10 protein-coding genes are annotated in these 16,498 nt (G+C 72.4%); 6 read left to right on the plus strand and 4 right to left on the minus strand.

Annotated elements, in window-relative coordinates; translation table 11 throughout:
• Positions 1 to 175: 175 nt before the first annotated feature.
• Together ACZ4EF_RS09815 and ACZ4EF_RS09820 are read left to right on the plus strand one after the other, a co-directional pair.
• Complete coding sequence (locus ACZ4EF_RS09815; protein WP_467503734.1) at positions 176 to 1,852, plus strand: AMP-binding protein; 1,677 nt, start codon at positions 176 to 178, stop codon at positions 1,850 to 1,852.
• Positions 1,849 to 3,495, plus strand: a complete 1,647-nt coding sequence (locus ACZ4EF_RS09820; protein ID WP_467503736.1) for an AMP-binding protein — start codon at positions 1,849 to 1,851, stop codon at positions 3,493 to 3,495. Before ACZ4EF_RS09815 ends, ACZ4EF_RS09820 begins: the two co-directional genes overlap by 4 nt.
• Positions 3,496 to 3,574: 79 nt before the next feature.
• On the opposite strand, the gene gcl is transcribed toward ACZ4EF_RS09820, so the two are convergent.
• The 4 genes from gcl to ACZ4EF_RS09840 all read right to left on the minus strand — a co-directional run bounded on the left by gcl (position 3,575) and on the right by ACZ4EF_RS09840 (position 8,419).
• Positions 3,575 to 5,362, minus strand: coding sequence for a glyoxylate carboligase (gcl, locus tag ACZ4EF_RS09825; protein ID WP_401311691.1), 1,788 nt, complete (start codon positions 5,360 to 5,362; stop codon positions 3,575 to 3,577).
• Positions 5,363 to 5,617: 255 nt separating this feature from the next.
• Complete coding sequence (locus ACZ4EF_RS09830; protein WP_391049440.1) at positions 5,618 to 6,364, minus strand: hypothetical protein; 747 nt, start codon at positions 6,362 to 6,364, stop codon at positions 5,618 to 5,620.
• Positions 6,365 to 6,610: 246 nt separating this feature from the next.
• Positions 6,611 to 7,510 (minus strand): 2-hydroxy-3-oxopropionate reductase, encoded by a 900-nt coding sequence (locus tag ACZ4EF_RS09835; RefSeq protein WP_355338928.1) that lies wholly within the window; start codon positions 7,508 to 7,510, stop codon positions 6,611 to 6,613.
• 72 nt (positions 7,511 to 7,582) lie between these two features.
• Positions 7,583 to 8,419: a TIM barrel protein gene (locus ACZ4EF_RS09840; RefSeq protein WP_467503738.1), complete on the minus strand. Its 837-nt coding sequence runs from the start codon at positions 8,417 to 8,419 to the stop codon at positions 7,583 to 7,585.
• Positions 8,420 to 9,150: 731 nt separating this feature from the next.
• Between ACZ4EF_RS09840 and ACZ4EF_RS09845 the strand changes: the two genes are divergently transcribed.
• The 4 genes from ACZ4EF_RS09845 (at position 9,151) to ACZ4EF_RS09860 (ending at position 16,391) form a co-directional block, all read left to right on the plus strand.
• Positions 9,151 to 10,197: an AfsR/SARP family transcriptional regulator gene (locus tag ACZ4EF_RS09845; RefSeq protein ID WP_467346409.1), complete on the plus strand. Its 1,047-nt coding sequence runs from the start codon at positions 9,151 to 9,153 to the stop codon at positions 10,195 to 10,197.
• 5 nt (positions 10,198 to 10,202) lie between these two features.
• The gene (locus ACZ4EF_RS09850) at positions 10,203 to 12,512 is read left to right on the plus strand and encodes a TOMM precursor leader peptide-binding protein (protein WP_467503741.1); all 2,310 of its coding nucleotides are present in this window, start codon (positions 10,203 to 10,205) and stop codon (positions 12,510 to 12,512) included.
• Between the two features lie 206 nt (positions 12,513 to 12,718).
• Positions 12,719 to 14,644, plus strand: coding sequence for a TOMM precursor leader peptide-binding protein (locus ACZ4EF_RS09855; RefSeq protein ID WP_467503963.1), 1,926 nt, complete (start codon positions 12,719 to 12,721; stop codon positions 14,642 to 14,644).
• A 151-nt stretch (positions 14,645 to 14,795) separates the two neighbouring features.
• Positions 14,796 to 16,391 carry a nitroreductase family protein gene (locus ACZ4EF_RS09860; RefSeq protein ID WP_391163597.1) on the plus strand — a complete coding sequence of 532 codons (1,596 nt, stop codon included), beginning with the start codon at positions 14,796 to 14,798 and terminating at the stop codon, positions 16,389 to 16,391.
• Positions 16,392 to 16,498 lie beyond the last annotated feature (107 nt).

Below are 16,498 nucleotides of genomic sequence, written 5' to 3' on the forward strand. Positions count from 1 at the left end.
CCCGCTGACCGTCCACCCGATCCACCTCCTCGCCCCCGACCGTCCACCCCGGCCAGGAGCCCGTGACTCCCGGCCGGACGGAATCGGACACCGGCTCTCACCCCCGTCCGGGGGTAGTGAGACCCAGGTCACTACCGCACGATGCTACCGAGGGGTCCATCGATGAGGAGGACAGATGGCGGCAACGGACGCGACCGGTGCTTTCCGGGCCGCCCGTGACTTCCTGCTGCGGCACCGTGAGGACTACCAGGCGGCCCGCGAGGGCTTCCGGTGGCCGGAGCCCGAGGAATTCAACTGGGCGCTGGACTGGTTCGACGCCATCGCGAAGGACAACGACCGCACCGCGCTGTGGATCGTCGAGGAGGACGGCACCGAGGTCAGGATCTCCTTCGCGGAGATGGCCGAGCGGTCCGCGAAGGTGGCCAACTGGCTGCGGGCGCGCGGCGTCCGCGCGGGCGACCGGGTCCTGGTGATGCTCGGCAACCAGGCGGAGCAGTGGGAGACCGCGCTCGCCGCCATGAAGCTGCGGGCCGTCGTCATCCCCGCCACCCCGCTGCTCGGCCCCGCCGACCTGCGCGACCGTATCGACCGCGGCGCCGCCCGGCACGTCGTCGTACGCGCCGCGGACACCGGGAAATTCGCCGAAGTCCCCGGCGACTACACGCGGATCGCGGTCGGCGGCGCCCCCGACGGCTGGCTCTCCTACGAGGACGCGTACGCGGCGGACCCCGGCTTCGTACCCGAAGGGCCGACCCCCTCGGGCGACCCGCTGATGCTCTACTTCACCTCGGGCACCACCGCCAAGCCCAAGCTGGTCGAGCACAGCCACCTCTCGTACCCGGTCGGCCACCTCGCCACGATGTACTGGATCGGGCTGCGGCCCGGTGACGTCCACCTCAACATCTCGTCACCCGGATGGGCCAAGCACGCCTGGTCGAGTCTGTTCGCGCCGTGGAACGCCGAGGCGACCGTCTTCGTGCACAACTACACGCGCTTCGACGCCGCCCGGCTGATGGCCGAGATGGCACGCGCCCGGGTGACCAGTTTCTGCGCCCCGCCCACGGTCTGGCGGATGCTGATCCAGGCCGACCTCAGCGCGCTGGGCACCCCGCCGCGCGAGGCGGTCGCGGCCGGTGAACCGCTGAACCCCGAGGTCATCGAGCACGTACGGCGGGTGTGGGGCGTGCTGATCAGGGACGGCTTCGGGCAGACCGAGACCGCCGTGCAGGTCGCCAACAGCCCGGGCCAACTGGTCAAGGCCGGCTCCATGGGACGGCCGACGCCCGGCTACACGGTCGCGCTCGTCGACCCGGTGACCGGCGAGACCGGCGACGAGGGCGAGATCTGCCTCGACCTGCGGCGGGGCCGGCCGGTCGGCCTGATGACCGGGTACGCGGGCGAGCCCGAGCTGACCGCCGAGGCGATGGGCGGCGGCTTCTACCGCACCGGCGACATCGGCTCGCGCGACGCCGACGGCTACATCACGTACATCGGCCGCGCCGACGACGTCTTCAAGGCGTCCGACTACAAGATCTCGCCCTTCGAGCTGGAGAGCGCGCTGCTCGAACACGAGGCGGTCGCCGAGGCGGCGGTCGTGCCCGCGCCCGACGAACTGCGGCTGGCCGTACCGAAGGCGTACGTCGTCCTCGCCGAGGGCTGGGCCCCGGACGGCGAGACCGCCAAGGCGATCTTCGCGCACTCGCGGGCCGTCCTCGCCCCGTACAAGCGCATCAGGCGGCTGGAGTTCGCCGACCTCCCCAAGACCGTCTCCGGCAAGATCCGCCGCATCGAGCTGCGCGAACGCACGATGCACGACGGGAGCGGCGAATTCCACGAGGAGGACTACAAGTGAGCGCGGCGGGCGGCCCGGCGGCCCGGAGCGCCGAGCCCTCCTACGCGCACGGGACAGGGGAGACGCCGTTGCTCGGGGACACCATCGGGCGCAATCTCGACAGGGCGATCGCCGCGCACCCCGCACGCGAGGCCCTGGTGGACGTGGCGAGCGGGCGGCGCTGGACGTACGCCCAATTCGGCGCGGACGTCGACCGGTTGGCGCGCGGACTGCTCGGCCGCGGGGTGATCAAGGGCGACCGCGTCGGCATCTGGGCGGTCAACTGCCCCGAGTGGGTGCTGGTGCAGTACGCCACCGCGCGGATCGGCGCGGTCATGGTCAACATCAACCCGGCCTACCGCGTGCACGAACTCGACTACGTCCTGCGGCAGTCCGGCATCGAGGTGCTGATCGCCTCCACCGGCCACAAGACCAGCGACTACCGCGGGATGGTCGGCGAGGTGCGCGGCAACTGTCCGCTGCTGCGCGAGGTCGTCTTCATCGGCGACCCGACCTGGGACGCCCTGCTGGCCGCCGCCGACGGTGTGTCCGAGGATCAAGTCGCCGCCGTCGAGGCGACGTTGAGCTGCGACGACCCGATCAACATCCAGTACACCTCGGGCACCACGGGCTTCCCCAAGGGCGCCACGCTCTCGCACCACAACATCCTCAACAACGGCTATTTCGTGGGCGAGACGGTCGGCTACACGCAGGAGGACCGGGTCTGTCTGCCGGTGCCCTTCTACCACTGCTTCGGCATGGTGATGGGCAACCTCGGCATCACCACGCACAGCGCGTGCATCGTCATCCCGGCCCCCTCCTTCGACCCGGCCGCGACCCTGCGCGCCGTCCAGGAGGAGCGCTGCACCTCGCTCTACGGCGTCCCCACGATGTTCATAGCCGAGCTGGGACTGCCCGACTTCGCCGACTACGACCTGTCGTCGCTGCGGACCGGCATCATGGCCGGATCGCCGTGCCCGGTCGAGGTGATGAAGCGGGTGATGGCCGAGATGCACATGGCCGAGGTGTCCATCTGCTACGGGATGACCGAGACCTCGCCGGTCTCCACCCAGACCCGGATGGACGACGCCCTCGAACACCGCACCGCCACCGTCGGCCGGGTCCTGCCGCACCTGGAGGTCAAGGTCGTCGACCCGGTCAGCGGCGTCACCGTGCCGCGCGGCGAGCCCGGCGAACTGTGCACCCGCGGCTACTCGGTGATGCTCGGCTACTGGGAGGAGCCGGAGCGCACGGCCGAGGCGGTGGACGCCGGGCGCTGGATGCACACCGGCGACCTCGCGACGATGCGGGACGACGGCTATCTCGCCATCGTCGGCCGGATCAAGGACATGATCATCCGCGGCGGGGAGAACGTGTACCCGCGGGAGATCGAGGAGTTCCTTTACACCTACCCGAAGATCTCCGACGTGCAGGTGGTCGGAGTGCCCGACGAGCGGTACGGCGAGGAGATCCTGGCCTGTGTGATCCCGCGCGACCCGGCCGACCCGCCGACCCTCGCCGAGATCAAGGACTTCTGCGCCGACCGGCTCGCGCACTTCAAGGTGCCGCGCCACCTGCGGATCATGGACGCCTTCCCGATGACGGTCAGCGGCAAGATCCGCAAGGTGGAGCTGCGGGAGGACTTCAAGCCCGGAGGAGCGTGACCGGCGGGCCCGAAGCCGCGTGACGGCCGGGCCGTGACCGCCGGGCCCGTGGACCTCAGACCCGCCGGGCCCGTCGGCCTCAGACCCGCAGCGGCACGACCGCCGTGGGCGCGTGGCCGGGCTCGGTGGCCAGCTCCTCGAATTCCACGACGTTGCTGATGTCGGCCGTCGTGCTCATCGAGATGTTGGTGATCCGCTCCAGGATCGCCTCGACCACCACCGGCACCCGGTACTCGGCCGCCAGCTTCTTGGCCTGCTCGAACGCCGCGCCCAGCTCGGCCGGGTCGGTGACCCGGATCGCCTTGCAGCCCAGGCCCTCGACCACCTTGACGTGGTCGACGCCGTAGACGCCCAGCTCGGGCGAATTCACGTTCTCGAACTCCAGATTGACCTGGAAATCGATGTCGAGACCGATCTGCGCCTGCCGGATCAGCCCCAGGTACGAGTTGTTCACCAGCACGTGCACATAGGGGATCCGGTGCTGCGCGCCGACCGCCAGCTCCTCCAGCATGAATTGGAAGTCGTAGTCGCCTGACAGGGCGACGACCTGCGCGTCCGGGTCCGCGGTGGCGACACCGAGGGCGGCCGGGATGGTCCAGCCCAGCGGGCCCGCCTGGCCGCAGTTGATCCAGTGCCGGGGGCGGTAGACGTGCAGCATCTGCGCGCCCGCGATCTGCGAGAGGCCGATGGTGGTGACGTACCGCGTCTCGGGGCCGAAGGCCCGGTTCATCTCCTCGTAGACGCGCTGCGGCTTGATCGGGATGTCGTCGAAGTGCGTACGCCGCTGCAAGGTCGCCTTGCGCTCCAGCGTGGAGTCGATCCAGGCGCGGCGGTCGGGCAGCCTGCCCTCGGCCTTCAGCTCGCGGGCGGCCTCGACGAAGAGCGCGAGCGCGGCCTTGGCGTCCGAGGCGATGCCGTAGTCGGGGGCGAAGATCTTGCCGATCTGGGTGGGCTCGATGTCGACGTGCACGAAGGTGCGGCCCGCGGTGTAGACGTCGAGCTTGTAGCCGGTGTGGCGGTTGGCCCAGCGGTTGCCGATGCCGAGGACGAAGTCGGACTCCAGGAACGTGGCGTTGCCGTACCGGTGCGAGGTCTGGAGGCCGACCATGCCCGCGTTCAGCTCGTGGTCGTCGGGGATGGCGCCCCAGCCCATCAGGGTCGGGATGACCGGGGTGCCGGTCAGCTCGGCGAATTCGACCAGCAGGTCGCTGGCGTCGGCGTTGAGGATGCCGCCGCCCGCGACGATCAGCGGGCGCCGCGAGGCCAGCAGCATCGCGAGCGCCTTGTCGATCTGGGCGCGGGACGCGGCGGGCTTGTAGACCGGCAGCGGCTGGTACGTCTCCGGGTCGAACTCGATCTCGGTGAGCTGGACGTCGATCGGCAGGTCGATCAGCACGGGTCCCGGACGGCCCGAGCGCATCAGGTGGAACGCCTGCTGGAAGACGCCGGGGACCTGCGCGGCCTCCAGCACGGTGGTCGCCGCCTTGGTGACCGGCGCGGCGATCGAGGCGATGTCGACCGCCTGGAAGTCCTCCTTGTGGATCACGGAGGTCGGGGCCTGGCCGGTGATGCACAGGATCGGGACGGAGTCGCCGGTCGCCGAGTACAGGCCGGTGATCATGTCGGTGCCCGCGGGGCCCGAGGTGCCGACGCACACCCCGATGTTGCCGGGGCTGGTGCGGGTGTAGCCCTCGGCCATGTGCGAGGCGCCCTCGACGTGCCTGGCCAGCGTGTGGCGGATGCCGCCGGACGCCTTGAGCGCCGCGTAGAAGGGGTTGATCGCGGCCCCGGGCACACCGAAGGCGACGTCGACGCCCTCCAGCTTGAGGATCTCCACGGCCGCGCGGGCGGCGGTCATACGAGGCATGAGGTCCCTCTCCTGCTTCTGTCGGCGACTACTTCCCTCCACGCTTTCCGCTATGTGGAAAAGTAGTTCTGCGATATGGAATGAACGTAAGCCGTGCCGGTGCGCGCGTCAAGAGGCGTCCCGGGCAGCGAAAAGGCGCCCGGCGCGCGGGAATTCGCGCTGCCGGGCGCCTCGGGGCACCGTGAAGGGGGGCGGGTCAGCCGGGGGTGCCGGAAAGGGGGGATCAGCCGGAGGTGCCGGGAAAGGGGGGGCGGGTCAGCCGGGGGTGCCGGGGCCCGTCCTGATCAACTCGTCCGCCGCGTCGTTCACCGGCTGCGGGGTGCCGGTCAGGTCCATCACGAACAGCGGTACGCCGAGCTGGTCGGCGCGCAGCCGCGCGTCGTGCGCGTAACCGGCCAGCGAGAAGAAGGCCCCGACCGCGTCCTCGTTGGCGCAGTTCAGCCAGAGGCACTCCACGTCACGGGCCGCGGTGGGCTGCGTGGTCGGGTCGACCTGGGCGACCAGTCCGTCCCCGCGCAGGTCGATGCCGTTGGCCGTACGGTCCCCGGCCAGCCGTATCCCGCCGAAGCCCAGCCACTTCAGGAACTGCGCGGCGGCGGTCAGCGCGTCCCTGCCGGTCCTGATCGTGACCGGCCTGAACGGCGGCCGGTCCGTCGGCGGCGGCGGAACCTGCCCGGTGGGCTCGGGCGGCGAATCCGCCTGATGCGCCCCCGCGGGCACGGCCCCGGCCTCCTGCGCGGCCTCGCCCGCCAACGGCAGCCGGATCAGGGCGCCGCAGGCGCAGTCGAACTCCGGCTTCGGCCACTCGTCGGCCCGGCCGCAGTCGGGACACCGCAGCCGTACCCACGAGTCGTCCCACGTCTTGTGCCCGATCTGCTCGGGCGCGCCCCCGGACAGCACCGGGAGCGCGAGCGGCGCACCGCACGCGCACGGGAAGGTGGGCGCGGTGTACGTGTGCTCACGGTCGCAGGCCGGACAGCGCACGAGCACCCTCTCTGCCATGTGGACAACTCCCGGTCTGCGGCGGCGGAATGTGCCTATGACAACGTGCACATCCCATAGTGCAGGAGTTTGCCGCACCTGGACCACGGCCGGGAGCACTCCCCGTACGCCAGGGCATGACGGCCTTCCGTGACGAGCGCGCTCGAAGAGAGCAAGAGGGTGGTACCGCCCGGTGGTGCGTTTGGGCGCGACAGGACAAGTCACGCACCACCGGGCGGAGTTCATGGGGTCAGGACATCGGGTGTGTCAGTCCTCGACCGGGAGGCCGGACAGCCGCTCCACGCCGCGCAGCAGCGCGGAGTGGTCGAGGCCGCCGTCGCCCTGGGCGCGCAGCGAGGCCACCAGGTTGGCCACCACGGAGCCGACCGGGAGCGCGGCGCCGACGGTACGGGCGGCGTCGGTGACGATGCCCATGTCCTTGTGGTGCAGGTCGATCCGGAAGCCGGGCGCGAATTCGCGCGCGAGGAAGTTGTCCTTCTTACGGGTCAGCACGGTGGAGCCGGCCAGACCGCCGTTGAGCACCTCAAGGGCGGCGTTCAGGTCGACGCCGGACTTCTCCAGGAAGACCACGGCCTCGGCGCACGCCTGGATGTTGACCGCGACGATCAACTGGTTGGCGGCCTTCACCGTCTGCCCCGCCCCGTGCGGGCCGCACAGGATCACCGTCTTGCCGAGCGCGTCCAGCAGCGGCTTGGCCTCGTCGAAGTCGGCCCGCTCACCGCCGACCATGATCGACAGTACGGCCTCGACCGCGCCCGCCTCGCCGCCGGACACCGGCGCGTCCAGCACGCGGATGCCCTTGTCCGCGGCGGCCTTCGCCAGGTCCACCGAGGTCTGCGGGGTGATGGAGGAGGTGTCGATGAGCAGCGCCCCCGACCGCGCGTGCGCCAGGATGCCGTCCTCGCCGTACGCGATGGCCTCGACCTGCGGCGACGCCGGGACCATCGTGACGATCACATCGGCGTCCCGTACGGCCTCGGCGATCGACCCGGCGGCCGTGCCGCCGTTGGCCGCCAGCCGCTCCAGCTTCGCCGCCTCCAGCGTGTAACCGGTGACGTCGTATCCGGCCTTGATCAGATTCTCTGCCATGGGGGAGCCCATGATGCCGAGTCCGATCCAGGCGACCTTGGGAAGGTGGGTGCTCATGGGGTCCTCTCAGGGGATGGTGGGGTACGGGAGCGCGGCCCGCGTGCCGGGGGCGCGCCGCTCCTCGCGCGTCTACGGGCGCGGCCGCCTGCCGGGAATCCAGCCGAAGGCGTTGCCCGAGCCGTCGGCGCCCGGCTTGTACTCCAGACCGGTCCAGCCGGTGTAGCCCGCCTTCCGCAGGCGGCCGAGCAGCTCCTCCAGCGGGAGGGTGCCGGTGCCGGGGGCGCCGCGGCCCGGATTGTCGGCGATCTGGACGTGCCCGGTCCTGTCGGCGTAGCGGTCGATGACCTCGGGCAGGTCCTCGCCGTTCATCGACAGGTGGTACAGGTCCAGCAGGAAGCGCGTGTTGTCCAGGCCGGTGGCGGCGTTGACCCGGTCGACGACCGCGACCGCGGACGGGGCGCTGACCAGCGGACAGCGCGGTGACTCGGGTGCGTTCAGCGCCTCGATGAGCAAGGTGGCGCCGACCCGGTGGGCGGCGCGCGCGGCCAGCACCAGGTTCTCCAGCGCCAGCTCGTCCTGGACCGCCGGGTCGACGCCGTCGACCCGGTTGCCGTACAGCGCGTTCAGCGCGGTGCAGCCGACGGACGCGGCGAAGTCCGCGGCGACGTCGATGTTGGCGCGGAAGCGGTCCGACTCGGCGCCGGGCACCGACAGCGCGCCGCGGTCGGGCCCCGGCAGCTCGCCCGCGTAGAAGTTCAGGCCCACGAGCCGGGTCCCGGCCGCTTCGAGCGCGGACCGCAGCCCGTCGAGCCGGGCCTGGTCCGGCGTGGGGTCGTCGGTCCACGGCCACCACAGCTCGACCGCGTCGAAGCCCGCCGCGGCGGCGGCCGCGGGCCGCTCCAGCAGCGGGAGTTCGGTGAACAGGATCGAGAGGTTCACATCGAAGCGCGCGTCGGTGAAGCTCACTAGTGTGCGCCCCTTCCGTATTGCGGAAGTTGTTTTCTGTCTTGTGGAACATTGAATCAGCCCTTCGGCGGCTGTCAAGTCTCCGCGGCCCCGTCCGCCGCGGTCCGCGCCCGGCCGCCCGTCCGAGCCTTCTCCCGTGCGCGCGTCCGTGCGCGATCCGGTCGGCGGCGACCCTGCGCAGCTCAGGCCGGGCGCGGGTGTCACGGAATGGCGCTGGTCTATTCCTCTGGCGCGCACGCCCGGTCAAAATCCGACAGAAACTTGACACGTAAATCAAAGTCGACCTCGGGGTGACGGGCATAAAGCCGCCCGGTGAGGGGTAAGGGGAATGCCGCTTTACGCTCCCGCAATACTGCGAAGTATGTCCGATTACTCGCATCCGTACCGGAGGGATACGGTCCGGTGTGTCCCGATTCCGGGAGCGAGTTCACATTTTGGGTACACCGACCCCATCTAACAGACCGGTAACCCGGTGTCACGTGATTTTTCCCTGGACAAGGCAAAGAGTGCTGCCGTACTGTCCTCGGTGACCGCCAATAGGTATGACCCTCAGGGGATTCTGCCTCACTCCGGCCCACTCCCGCCGGGTGTGACAGCGGTCGTAACGGGGCAACGGGGATGGTGGATTGGTGGTCTGGTCCAACGCGCTCGAAAATAGTGCTGGATTACCAACGGCAAAAGGCGATACGCCGCCGCAGGTAGTCCCGCAGACGCGATTCACGGTACTGGGAATGCTGGCCGTCACCGACGGCAGCGAATCCGCGGTGCTTCAGCCGTCGCGGCCCGCCGCACTCCTGGCCGCATTGCTGCTGAATGCCAATTCCGTCGTCTCCGCCGACTTCCTGCAACGCGTCATCTGGGGCGAGGAGACTCCTGCCCAGGCCAAGTCCGCCCTGCACAGTTGCGTCCTGCGATTGCGCCGGCTGTTCGGCAAATACGGGATCGCGGGCAACACCATCGAAGCCGTACCCGGCGGATACCGGCTCACGGCGGACGCCGCGACCCTCGACCTGGTGCAGTTCCGCGAACTCCTCGACCAGGCGTACGCCACCGAGGAGCCCGACGCCGAATTGCGTCTGCTGCGCTCCGCGCTCGCCCTGTGGCAGCCGCCGCTGCTGGCCAACGTCCCCTCCGACCTGCTGCACCGCGACGAACTGCCCCGGCTGCACGAGGAATGGCTGCGCGCGATCGAGCGCGTCTTCGACCTCGAACTGGCATGCGGGCGGCACCGGGAGGCGGTGGCCGAGATCTGGCCGACGGCCCGCGCCCACCCGCTGCACGAGCGGTTCACCGAGCAGTTGATGGAAGCGCTGTACCGCGTCGGCCGCCGCGCCGAAGCGCTCGCCGAGTACCGGCGGGTCAAGAACCACCTCGCCCAGGCCCTCGGCGTGGACCCCGGACCCGGGCTGCAACGCCTCGAACTGGCCATCCTGCGCGGTGAATCCGAGCAGAGCCCGCCGCCGCAGGGCCGGCCGGTGACCCGCGGCGACCCGCGCCCGGCGGCATCCGGAGGCCCGGCGGCGGTCCGTGACGCGGGCGCCGACCCGGTCGCGGGCGAACCCGTCGAGGGCGGTCGCGTCCTGGACAGCCTGGTCGGCGCGGGACTGCTCGAAGAGGGTCCGCGCGGTCTCTACCGGATGCACGAACTCCTGCGGGTGTTCACCCGCGCAGCGGCGGCCGACGGGGTCGGCGGCGCCGCGCCCCCCGGACGCACCGGGCACACCCCCACCCCATCGCAGCGGCCGAGCGCCGTGGAACTGCATCCTACGGAGGCGTGACTGACATGGTGTCACCGTATGACGAGATCGCCGACACCCGGCCGCGGATCCGCCGGGACGTGCTCTACACGCAGACCCCGACCGGCGTGCACTTTCACAACGCGCGCGGCGGCTTCAGCGTCGTCATGCCCTCCGCCTACCGCTTCGCGACGCTGATCGTCCCGCACCTGACCGGCGACCACACCGTGGCCGCGCTCTGCCAGGGCCTCGGCGACAAGCAGCGCGAGATGGTGGTACGGCTGGTAGGCACGCTCTACGCGCGTGGTTTCGCCCGCGACGCCGTCCCCGCGCCGAGCGACACCGAACCGCTCGACCCCGCCGTCATCGAGCGCTTCGCCGCGCAGATCGACTACGTCGACCACTACACCGACGGCGCCGCCGACCGCTTCCGGCGCTTCCGGCAGGCCCGCGTGGCCGTACTCGGCGACGACGCCCTCGCCCGCTGGGCCGTCCTCGGCCTCGTCCGCAACGGCTGCGCCGCCGTCGCCGTGCCGCGCGCCGTCGACAGCCCCGGCAACCGCTTCGCCGAAGTCCTCGACGAAGCAAGGGCGTTGCGCGCCGAGAACTGCCCGGTCGAGCTGGACTGGCTGGACGACCCGGCCGACGCGGAGGGCGCGCCCGGCACATACGGCTGGGAACACCTCGACGGCTACGACACGGTCCTGGTCACCGGCGAACGCGGCCCCCGGCAGATCGCCCGGCTCCTCGACGCGGGCCTGCCCGCCGGCCGACTGCTGCTCCCCGCCTGGACGTTCGGCGAGTCCGTCGTCATCGGCCCGCTCATGGCGACCGACACCGCCGGCTGCTGGACCTGCGCCGCGCTGCGGCTCGGCGCCAACGGCGAGGCGGGCGCGGCGGCCGACCTGTGGAGCGCGGTCGCCCCCGCGGGGCCCCGCGACAGCGCCGCCCCCGTCGTCGGCGGACCGCTCGCCGCGATGATCGGCAACCTCCTGGCGTACGAGGTCTTCCGCCGCACCACCGGCGTCCTCCCGGCCGAGACGGAGAACCAACTCCTCGTCCAGGACATCGACTCGCTCGACACCGTCGCCGAACCGCTGCTCCCGCACCCGCGCTGCCCGCACTGCGGCACGGCGGCGGCCTCGGAGTCCGCCACGGCCTCGGACGCGGCCTCCGCGGACGCCCCGCTCGAACTGGCCGCCCTGGACAGCGAGTCGGCGGCCGAGGTCGGGGCCGCCGCGTCGCCGCTCGGCGGACCCGTCTCGGACGGCGGGGGCGAGGAGGACGCCGCGCAGGCCGCCCTCGCCGAGATCACCGGCCGGTCCGTCCTCGTCCAGCGCAGGACCGGCGTCTTCCAGGCGTACGCCGACGAGGAGTGGGCGCAGACACCGCTGAAGGTCAGCACCGTCGTACTCGGCACCGGACACCGCGCCCGGCGGGAGATCACCGCCTTCGACGTCCACCATGTCGCGGGTGCCCGGCTGCGCGCGCTGTACCGGGCGGCCGAGGTCTACGCGGAGCACGTCGTGCCCGTCCAACAAGCCCTGTCCGGCGCGGAGTTGGAGGCGGCGCGCGGGAAGTGGCGGTCCGTCGACCCGGCCGCGCTGAGCATCACCAGCGGACTCGGCACCGCGGCCGGGCTGGTCCCGCGCTGGTGCGCGGCCACCTCGCTGCTCAGCGGCGAGACGCTGCTGGTGCCCGCGGCGGCGCTGCGGCCGTTCGGCCCGGACAACCGCGAGCGGATCGTGGAGGCCACCTCCGCGGGCACCGGCGCGGGCGGCACCGCGGCCGAGGCCGCCACCCGAGGTGTGCTCACCGCGCTCGCCCACGACGCGCTGCGCCGCGCCGTCGGCGGATCGCTCGCCGTACAGCACGTCCCCACCGCCGAGTTGGAGGGCGCGGACGCCGAACTCACCTTCCTCGCCCGCTCGGCCGCCGGGCTCGGCGTCGACCTGGAGATCCTCGACCTCGGCGCCCATGAGGAGCGCGTCCTGCCGGTCGTGCTGGCCCGCGCCGCCGATCCGGCGACCGGACAAGCCCGTTGGGCGGTGGCGGCCGGAGTGCGCTGGCGCGACGCGGCGCTCGACGCCGTACGCGACCTGCTCGGCGCCGTGCAGGTCGGCGGCGCGCCCGACTCGGGCGACCCGCTGCTGGCCGACCTCGCCCCCGGCACCGTCGCGGTGACCGCCGAAACCCGCGCCGACCTGGCCGCCGCCACCGACTGGCCCACGGTCGCCGACCGCCTCCGCGCCACCGGCCGCGACCTGCTGACCGCCCCCACCCACGCCCCCGACCTGGCCGCGGGCCGCGTCCACACCACCCGCGTCCTGCTCACCAACGCCCCGGACCGGCCATGACCGCGGATCTCCTCGCGGACGCGTGCACGGCCCTGGCCGATCGCCTCACCGCCGGCCTGGCGGCCCACGCGCCAGTCGCCGACCCAGCCGCCGGGCCCGCCGGGACCGGTACGCCGGTGGTGCCCGGTGCTCGTGGTCAGGCGGTTGGCGTCGGCGTCGGCGTCGCGGAAGACCGTGGCTCGGCGCGAGACCTAGCGGCTGTGAACATGGGCGCGCCCGGCGCTCGCGGTCAGGCCGGTGGAGTCGCCGGTCCGGCCCCGGCGCGGGCCGTACCGGCCGTGGCGGTCAGCGCGCTCGGTGTCCGTGACGAACTGACGCCGCCCGCGCGCGACTTCGACGGTCCGTCGACCGAGGCCGTCGGCGTACGCGTCTACGGGCACCACACCGTCGTCGGTCCCTTCGCGCCCGGCGGCCGGGCCGGGTGCGGGCGGTGTCTGGCGCGGCGGTGGCAGAGCGTCCGGGCGCGGGCGCTGCGGGAGGCGCTGGAGACGGGTACGGGCACGCGCGCCGCGGGACGGCCGCCGCGGGCCACGGCCTTCGGAGTCGACGGCCTCGCCGCGCTCATCGCGGCCCACCACCAGCGGGGCGGGGCAGGAGGCGGGAAGACCGGCGGCGACAGCCGTCTGCCGTACGCGTTCCTGGTCGACATGGAGACCCTGCGCGTCACCCGCTTCGCCTTCGTGCCGGACGCCGAGTGCCCCCAGTGCGGGGAGCGCGCCGCCGATACGGCCGAGGGCGCGCGGATCGGCTTCGCGCCGTCGCCGAAGCCCGCGCCGGACGTGTTCAGGGCGCGGCCCGCGGACGACTACGACGTGCCGTTCGAGGCGTTCGTGAACCCGGCGGCGGGCATGCTCGGCCCCTCGGTCGTGCCCGATCTGATCTCGGCGTCCACGTCCTCGACGGTCGGCTCCTTCCTCCTGCGATCCGGCGACTATCTGCGCGAGTGCTTCTGGGGCGGCCACACCCCGCGCTACCGCTCCAGCGAACGCGTCGGCCTGCTCGAAGGACTTGAGCGCTTCGCCGGGATGCGCCCGCGCGGCAAACGGACGGACGTCACCGCCGCGTACAGCGAACTCGCCAGCGACGAAGCCGTGTTGGACCCGCGCACCTGCGGCCTGTACACCGACGACTTCCACCGCGCCGAGCCCGGCGTACGCCCCTTCGACCCCGAGCGGCCGATCCCGTGGGTGTGGGGCTGGTCGCTGCGCGACCAACGGCCGGTGCTCGTACCGGAGATCCTGGCGTACTACCACGCGCCCGGCGGCCTGGAGAACCGCTTCGTGCAGGAGAGCTCCAACGGCTGCGCGTCCGGCGGGAGTCTGGCCGAGGCCGTGTACTTCGGGCTGATGGAGGTCGTCGAGCGTGACGCGTTCCTGCTCGGCTGGTACGCGAAGGCGCCGCTGCCCGAGATCGACGCGAGCGGCAGCGGCAGCCCCGAGACCCGCGCGATGATCGACCGGCTCGCGATGTACGGCTACCGGGCCCGGTTCTTCGACACCCGCGTCACCTTCCCGATCCCGGTCGTCACGGCCGTCGCGGAACGGATCGACGGCGGCCTCGGCCGGCTCTGCTTCGGCGCGGGCGCGGGCCTCGACCCGGAGGCGGCGCTCGCGGCCGGACTGTGCGAGATCGCCACCGACGCGGTCAACCTGCGCCGCAGGACCGCCCGCGACGAGCCGCGACTGCGCGCCCTGGCCGCCGACTTCGACCGCGTCCAGGTGCTGCACGACCACCCGCTGCTCTACGGGCTGCCCGAGATGGCCGTCCACGCCGACTTCCTGCTGCGCGGCGACGACCGGCCGCGCGTGGCGCTGGGCGACCTCACCACGACCGGGGTCGGCGCCGTACCGCCCGCCGACGACCTCGCCGACGACGTCACCGCCTGCGTCGAGGCGGTCGCCAAGGCCGGGTTCGACGTCATCGCCGTCGACCAGACCATGCCGGAACAGCGGGCCCTCGGCTTCCACACGGCCGGAGTCATCGTGCCGGGTCTGCTGCCCATCGACTTCGGCTGGCGCCGCCAACGCGCACGCCATATGAGCAGGACGCGGACCGCGCTGCGGGAAGCGGGGCTGCGCGAGCGGGACTTGACGGCCGACGAACTCAACCAGGCCCCGCATCCGTTCCCTTGAGCCGCCCGCCGTCCCCGCGGCCTCACGGAGACCGAGACCGAAACAGAGCATCGAGCCCCGACCCGACACCCCGACCGAGCCCCGAGACCTGAGCCCCGAGCCCCGAGCCCTGAGACCTGAGCCCCGACCGTCGACCGAGAGAGGAACGCCCGTGGGATTCGCCCATGAGTACGCGACCGCCATCGTCCGGCGGGGCCGGTATCCCATGGAACCCGCCGACTTCGTGCCCGACTGGGCGGACCGGCCGAGGAAGGGCAAGCACTTCCCCGGCGCGGAGACCTTCCCGCTCCCGCGCGACGAGGCACCGGCCGAAGCCACCGTCCAGCAGGGCCTGTTCGGCCCGCGCGGCACCGGCGCCTTCACCCTGCCGCTGCTCGCGGGGATGCTCCAGGAGTCCTACGGCCTGGTCGGCAGGCGTCTCGCCGTACAGGCCAACTCCGACCTCGGCACCCTGCCGATGTACACCCAGGCCAACTGGTCGCGCGGCACCGCGTCGGGCGGCGGCCTCTACCCGATCGGCGTCCACTGGGTCAGCGGCCCCTCCGGCCCGCTCACACCCGGCGTGTACTACTACTCGACGCCCCACCACCACATGCGGCGGCTGCTCGCCGGGGACGCCACGGGGGAGGTCCGGGCCGCGCTCGGCGGCCGACTCGGCGCGGACTGCGACCAGTTCCTCGTCCTCGGCGTGCGCTTCTGGCAGAACGCCTTCAAGTACAACAGCTTCAGCTACCACGTCGTCACGATGGACATCGGCGCGCTGCTCCAGACCTGGCGGATCTGGGCGCGGGCCCGCGGACTGCACATCGGCGCCGCGCTGTGGTTCGACGAGGCCCGGCTCGGACGGCTGCTCGGCCTCGGCCAGGACGAGGAGGGCGTCTTCGCCGTCGTACCGCTGACCTGGGACGGCGCCCCGTCGGCGGCCCCGGCGCTGCCGGCCGGCGACCCGCCGACCGCGCCACGGGTCCGCCACGCCGACCAGGAGCGCTCCCGCACCACCATGACGTTCGAGACCGTACGCCGGATGCACGCGGCGACCCTCGACGGCGCCGCGGACCGACCGGCCCCCGGAACGCTGGACACCGCGCTCGCGCTGCCCGTGCCCGAGGGCGGCGAGCGGACCGCGCTGCCCGCCCCCCGGCCCCTGGACACCCCCGTCGGGCAGGCGCTGCGGGCCCGGCGCAGCAGCTTCGGCCGCTTCCAGGCCGTCCGCCCGCTGCCCGCCGACGCGCTGTCGACCGTACTGGCCGCGGTCGACGCGGCGAGCAGCCTCGACACCGACACCGAGACCCCCGGCGCACCACCCCTCAGCCGCGCCTACGTCTTCGTCAACCATGTGGCGGGCATCGCGCAGGGCAGTTACCTCTACGATCGGGAGGACCGTTCGCTGCGGCTGGTCAAGGCCGGTGCGCCGGGCGAATTCCTCCAGCGCAACTACTTCCTCGCCAACTACAACCTGGAGCAGGCGGGGGCGGTGATCGTGCCCGTCGCCCGCACCACCGCCGTGCTCGACGCGGTCGGCGACCGCGGCTACCGGCTGGTCAACGCCGTGATCGGCGCCGTCTCGCAGGCCGTCTACACCGCGTCCGCCGCGGCCGGGCTCTCCTGCGGTGTCGCGCTCGGCTTCGACGCGATCTCCTTCACCGAGGAGCTGGCGCTCGACCGGACCGGTGAAGTGCCGCTGCTGATCATGATGATCGGCCACGAACGGCCCCGCCCGGCCGACTTCCGCTACGAGATCGCCTGACCGGGCGGCAACGGCCGCTGACGGCGGCCGAGTCCCGAACCCCGCACGACCTCGCACGACCCCGCACGGCCCCAGGGCCCGAGGGACCGCAGGGCCTTACGACCGCA

Source organism: Streptomyces sp. NPDC025721, from assembly GCF_055558595.1.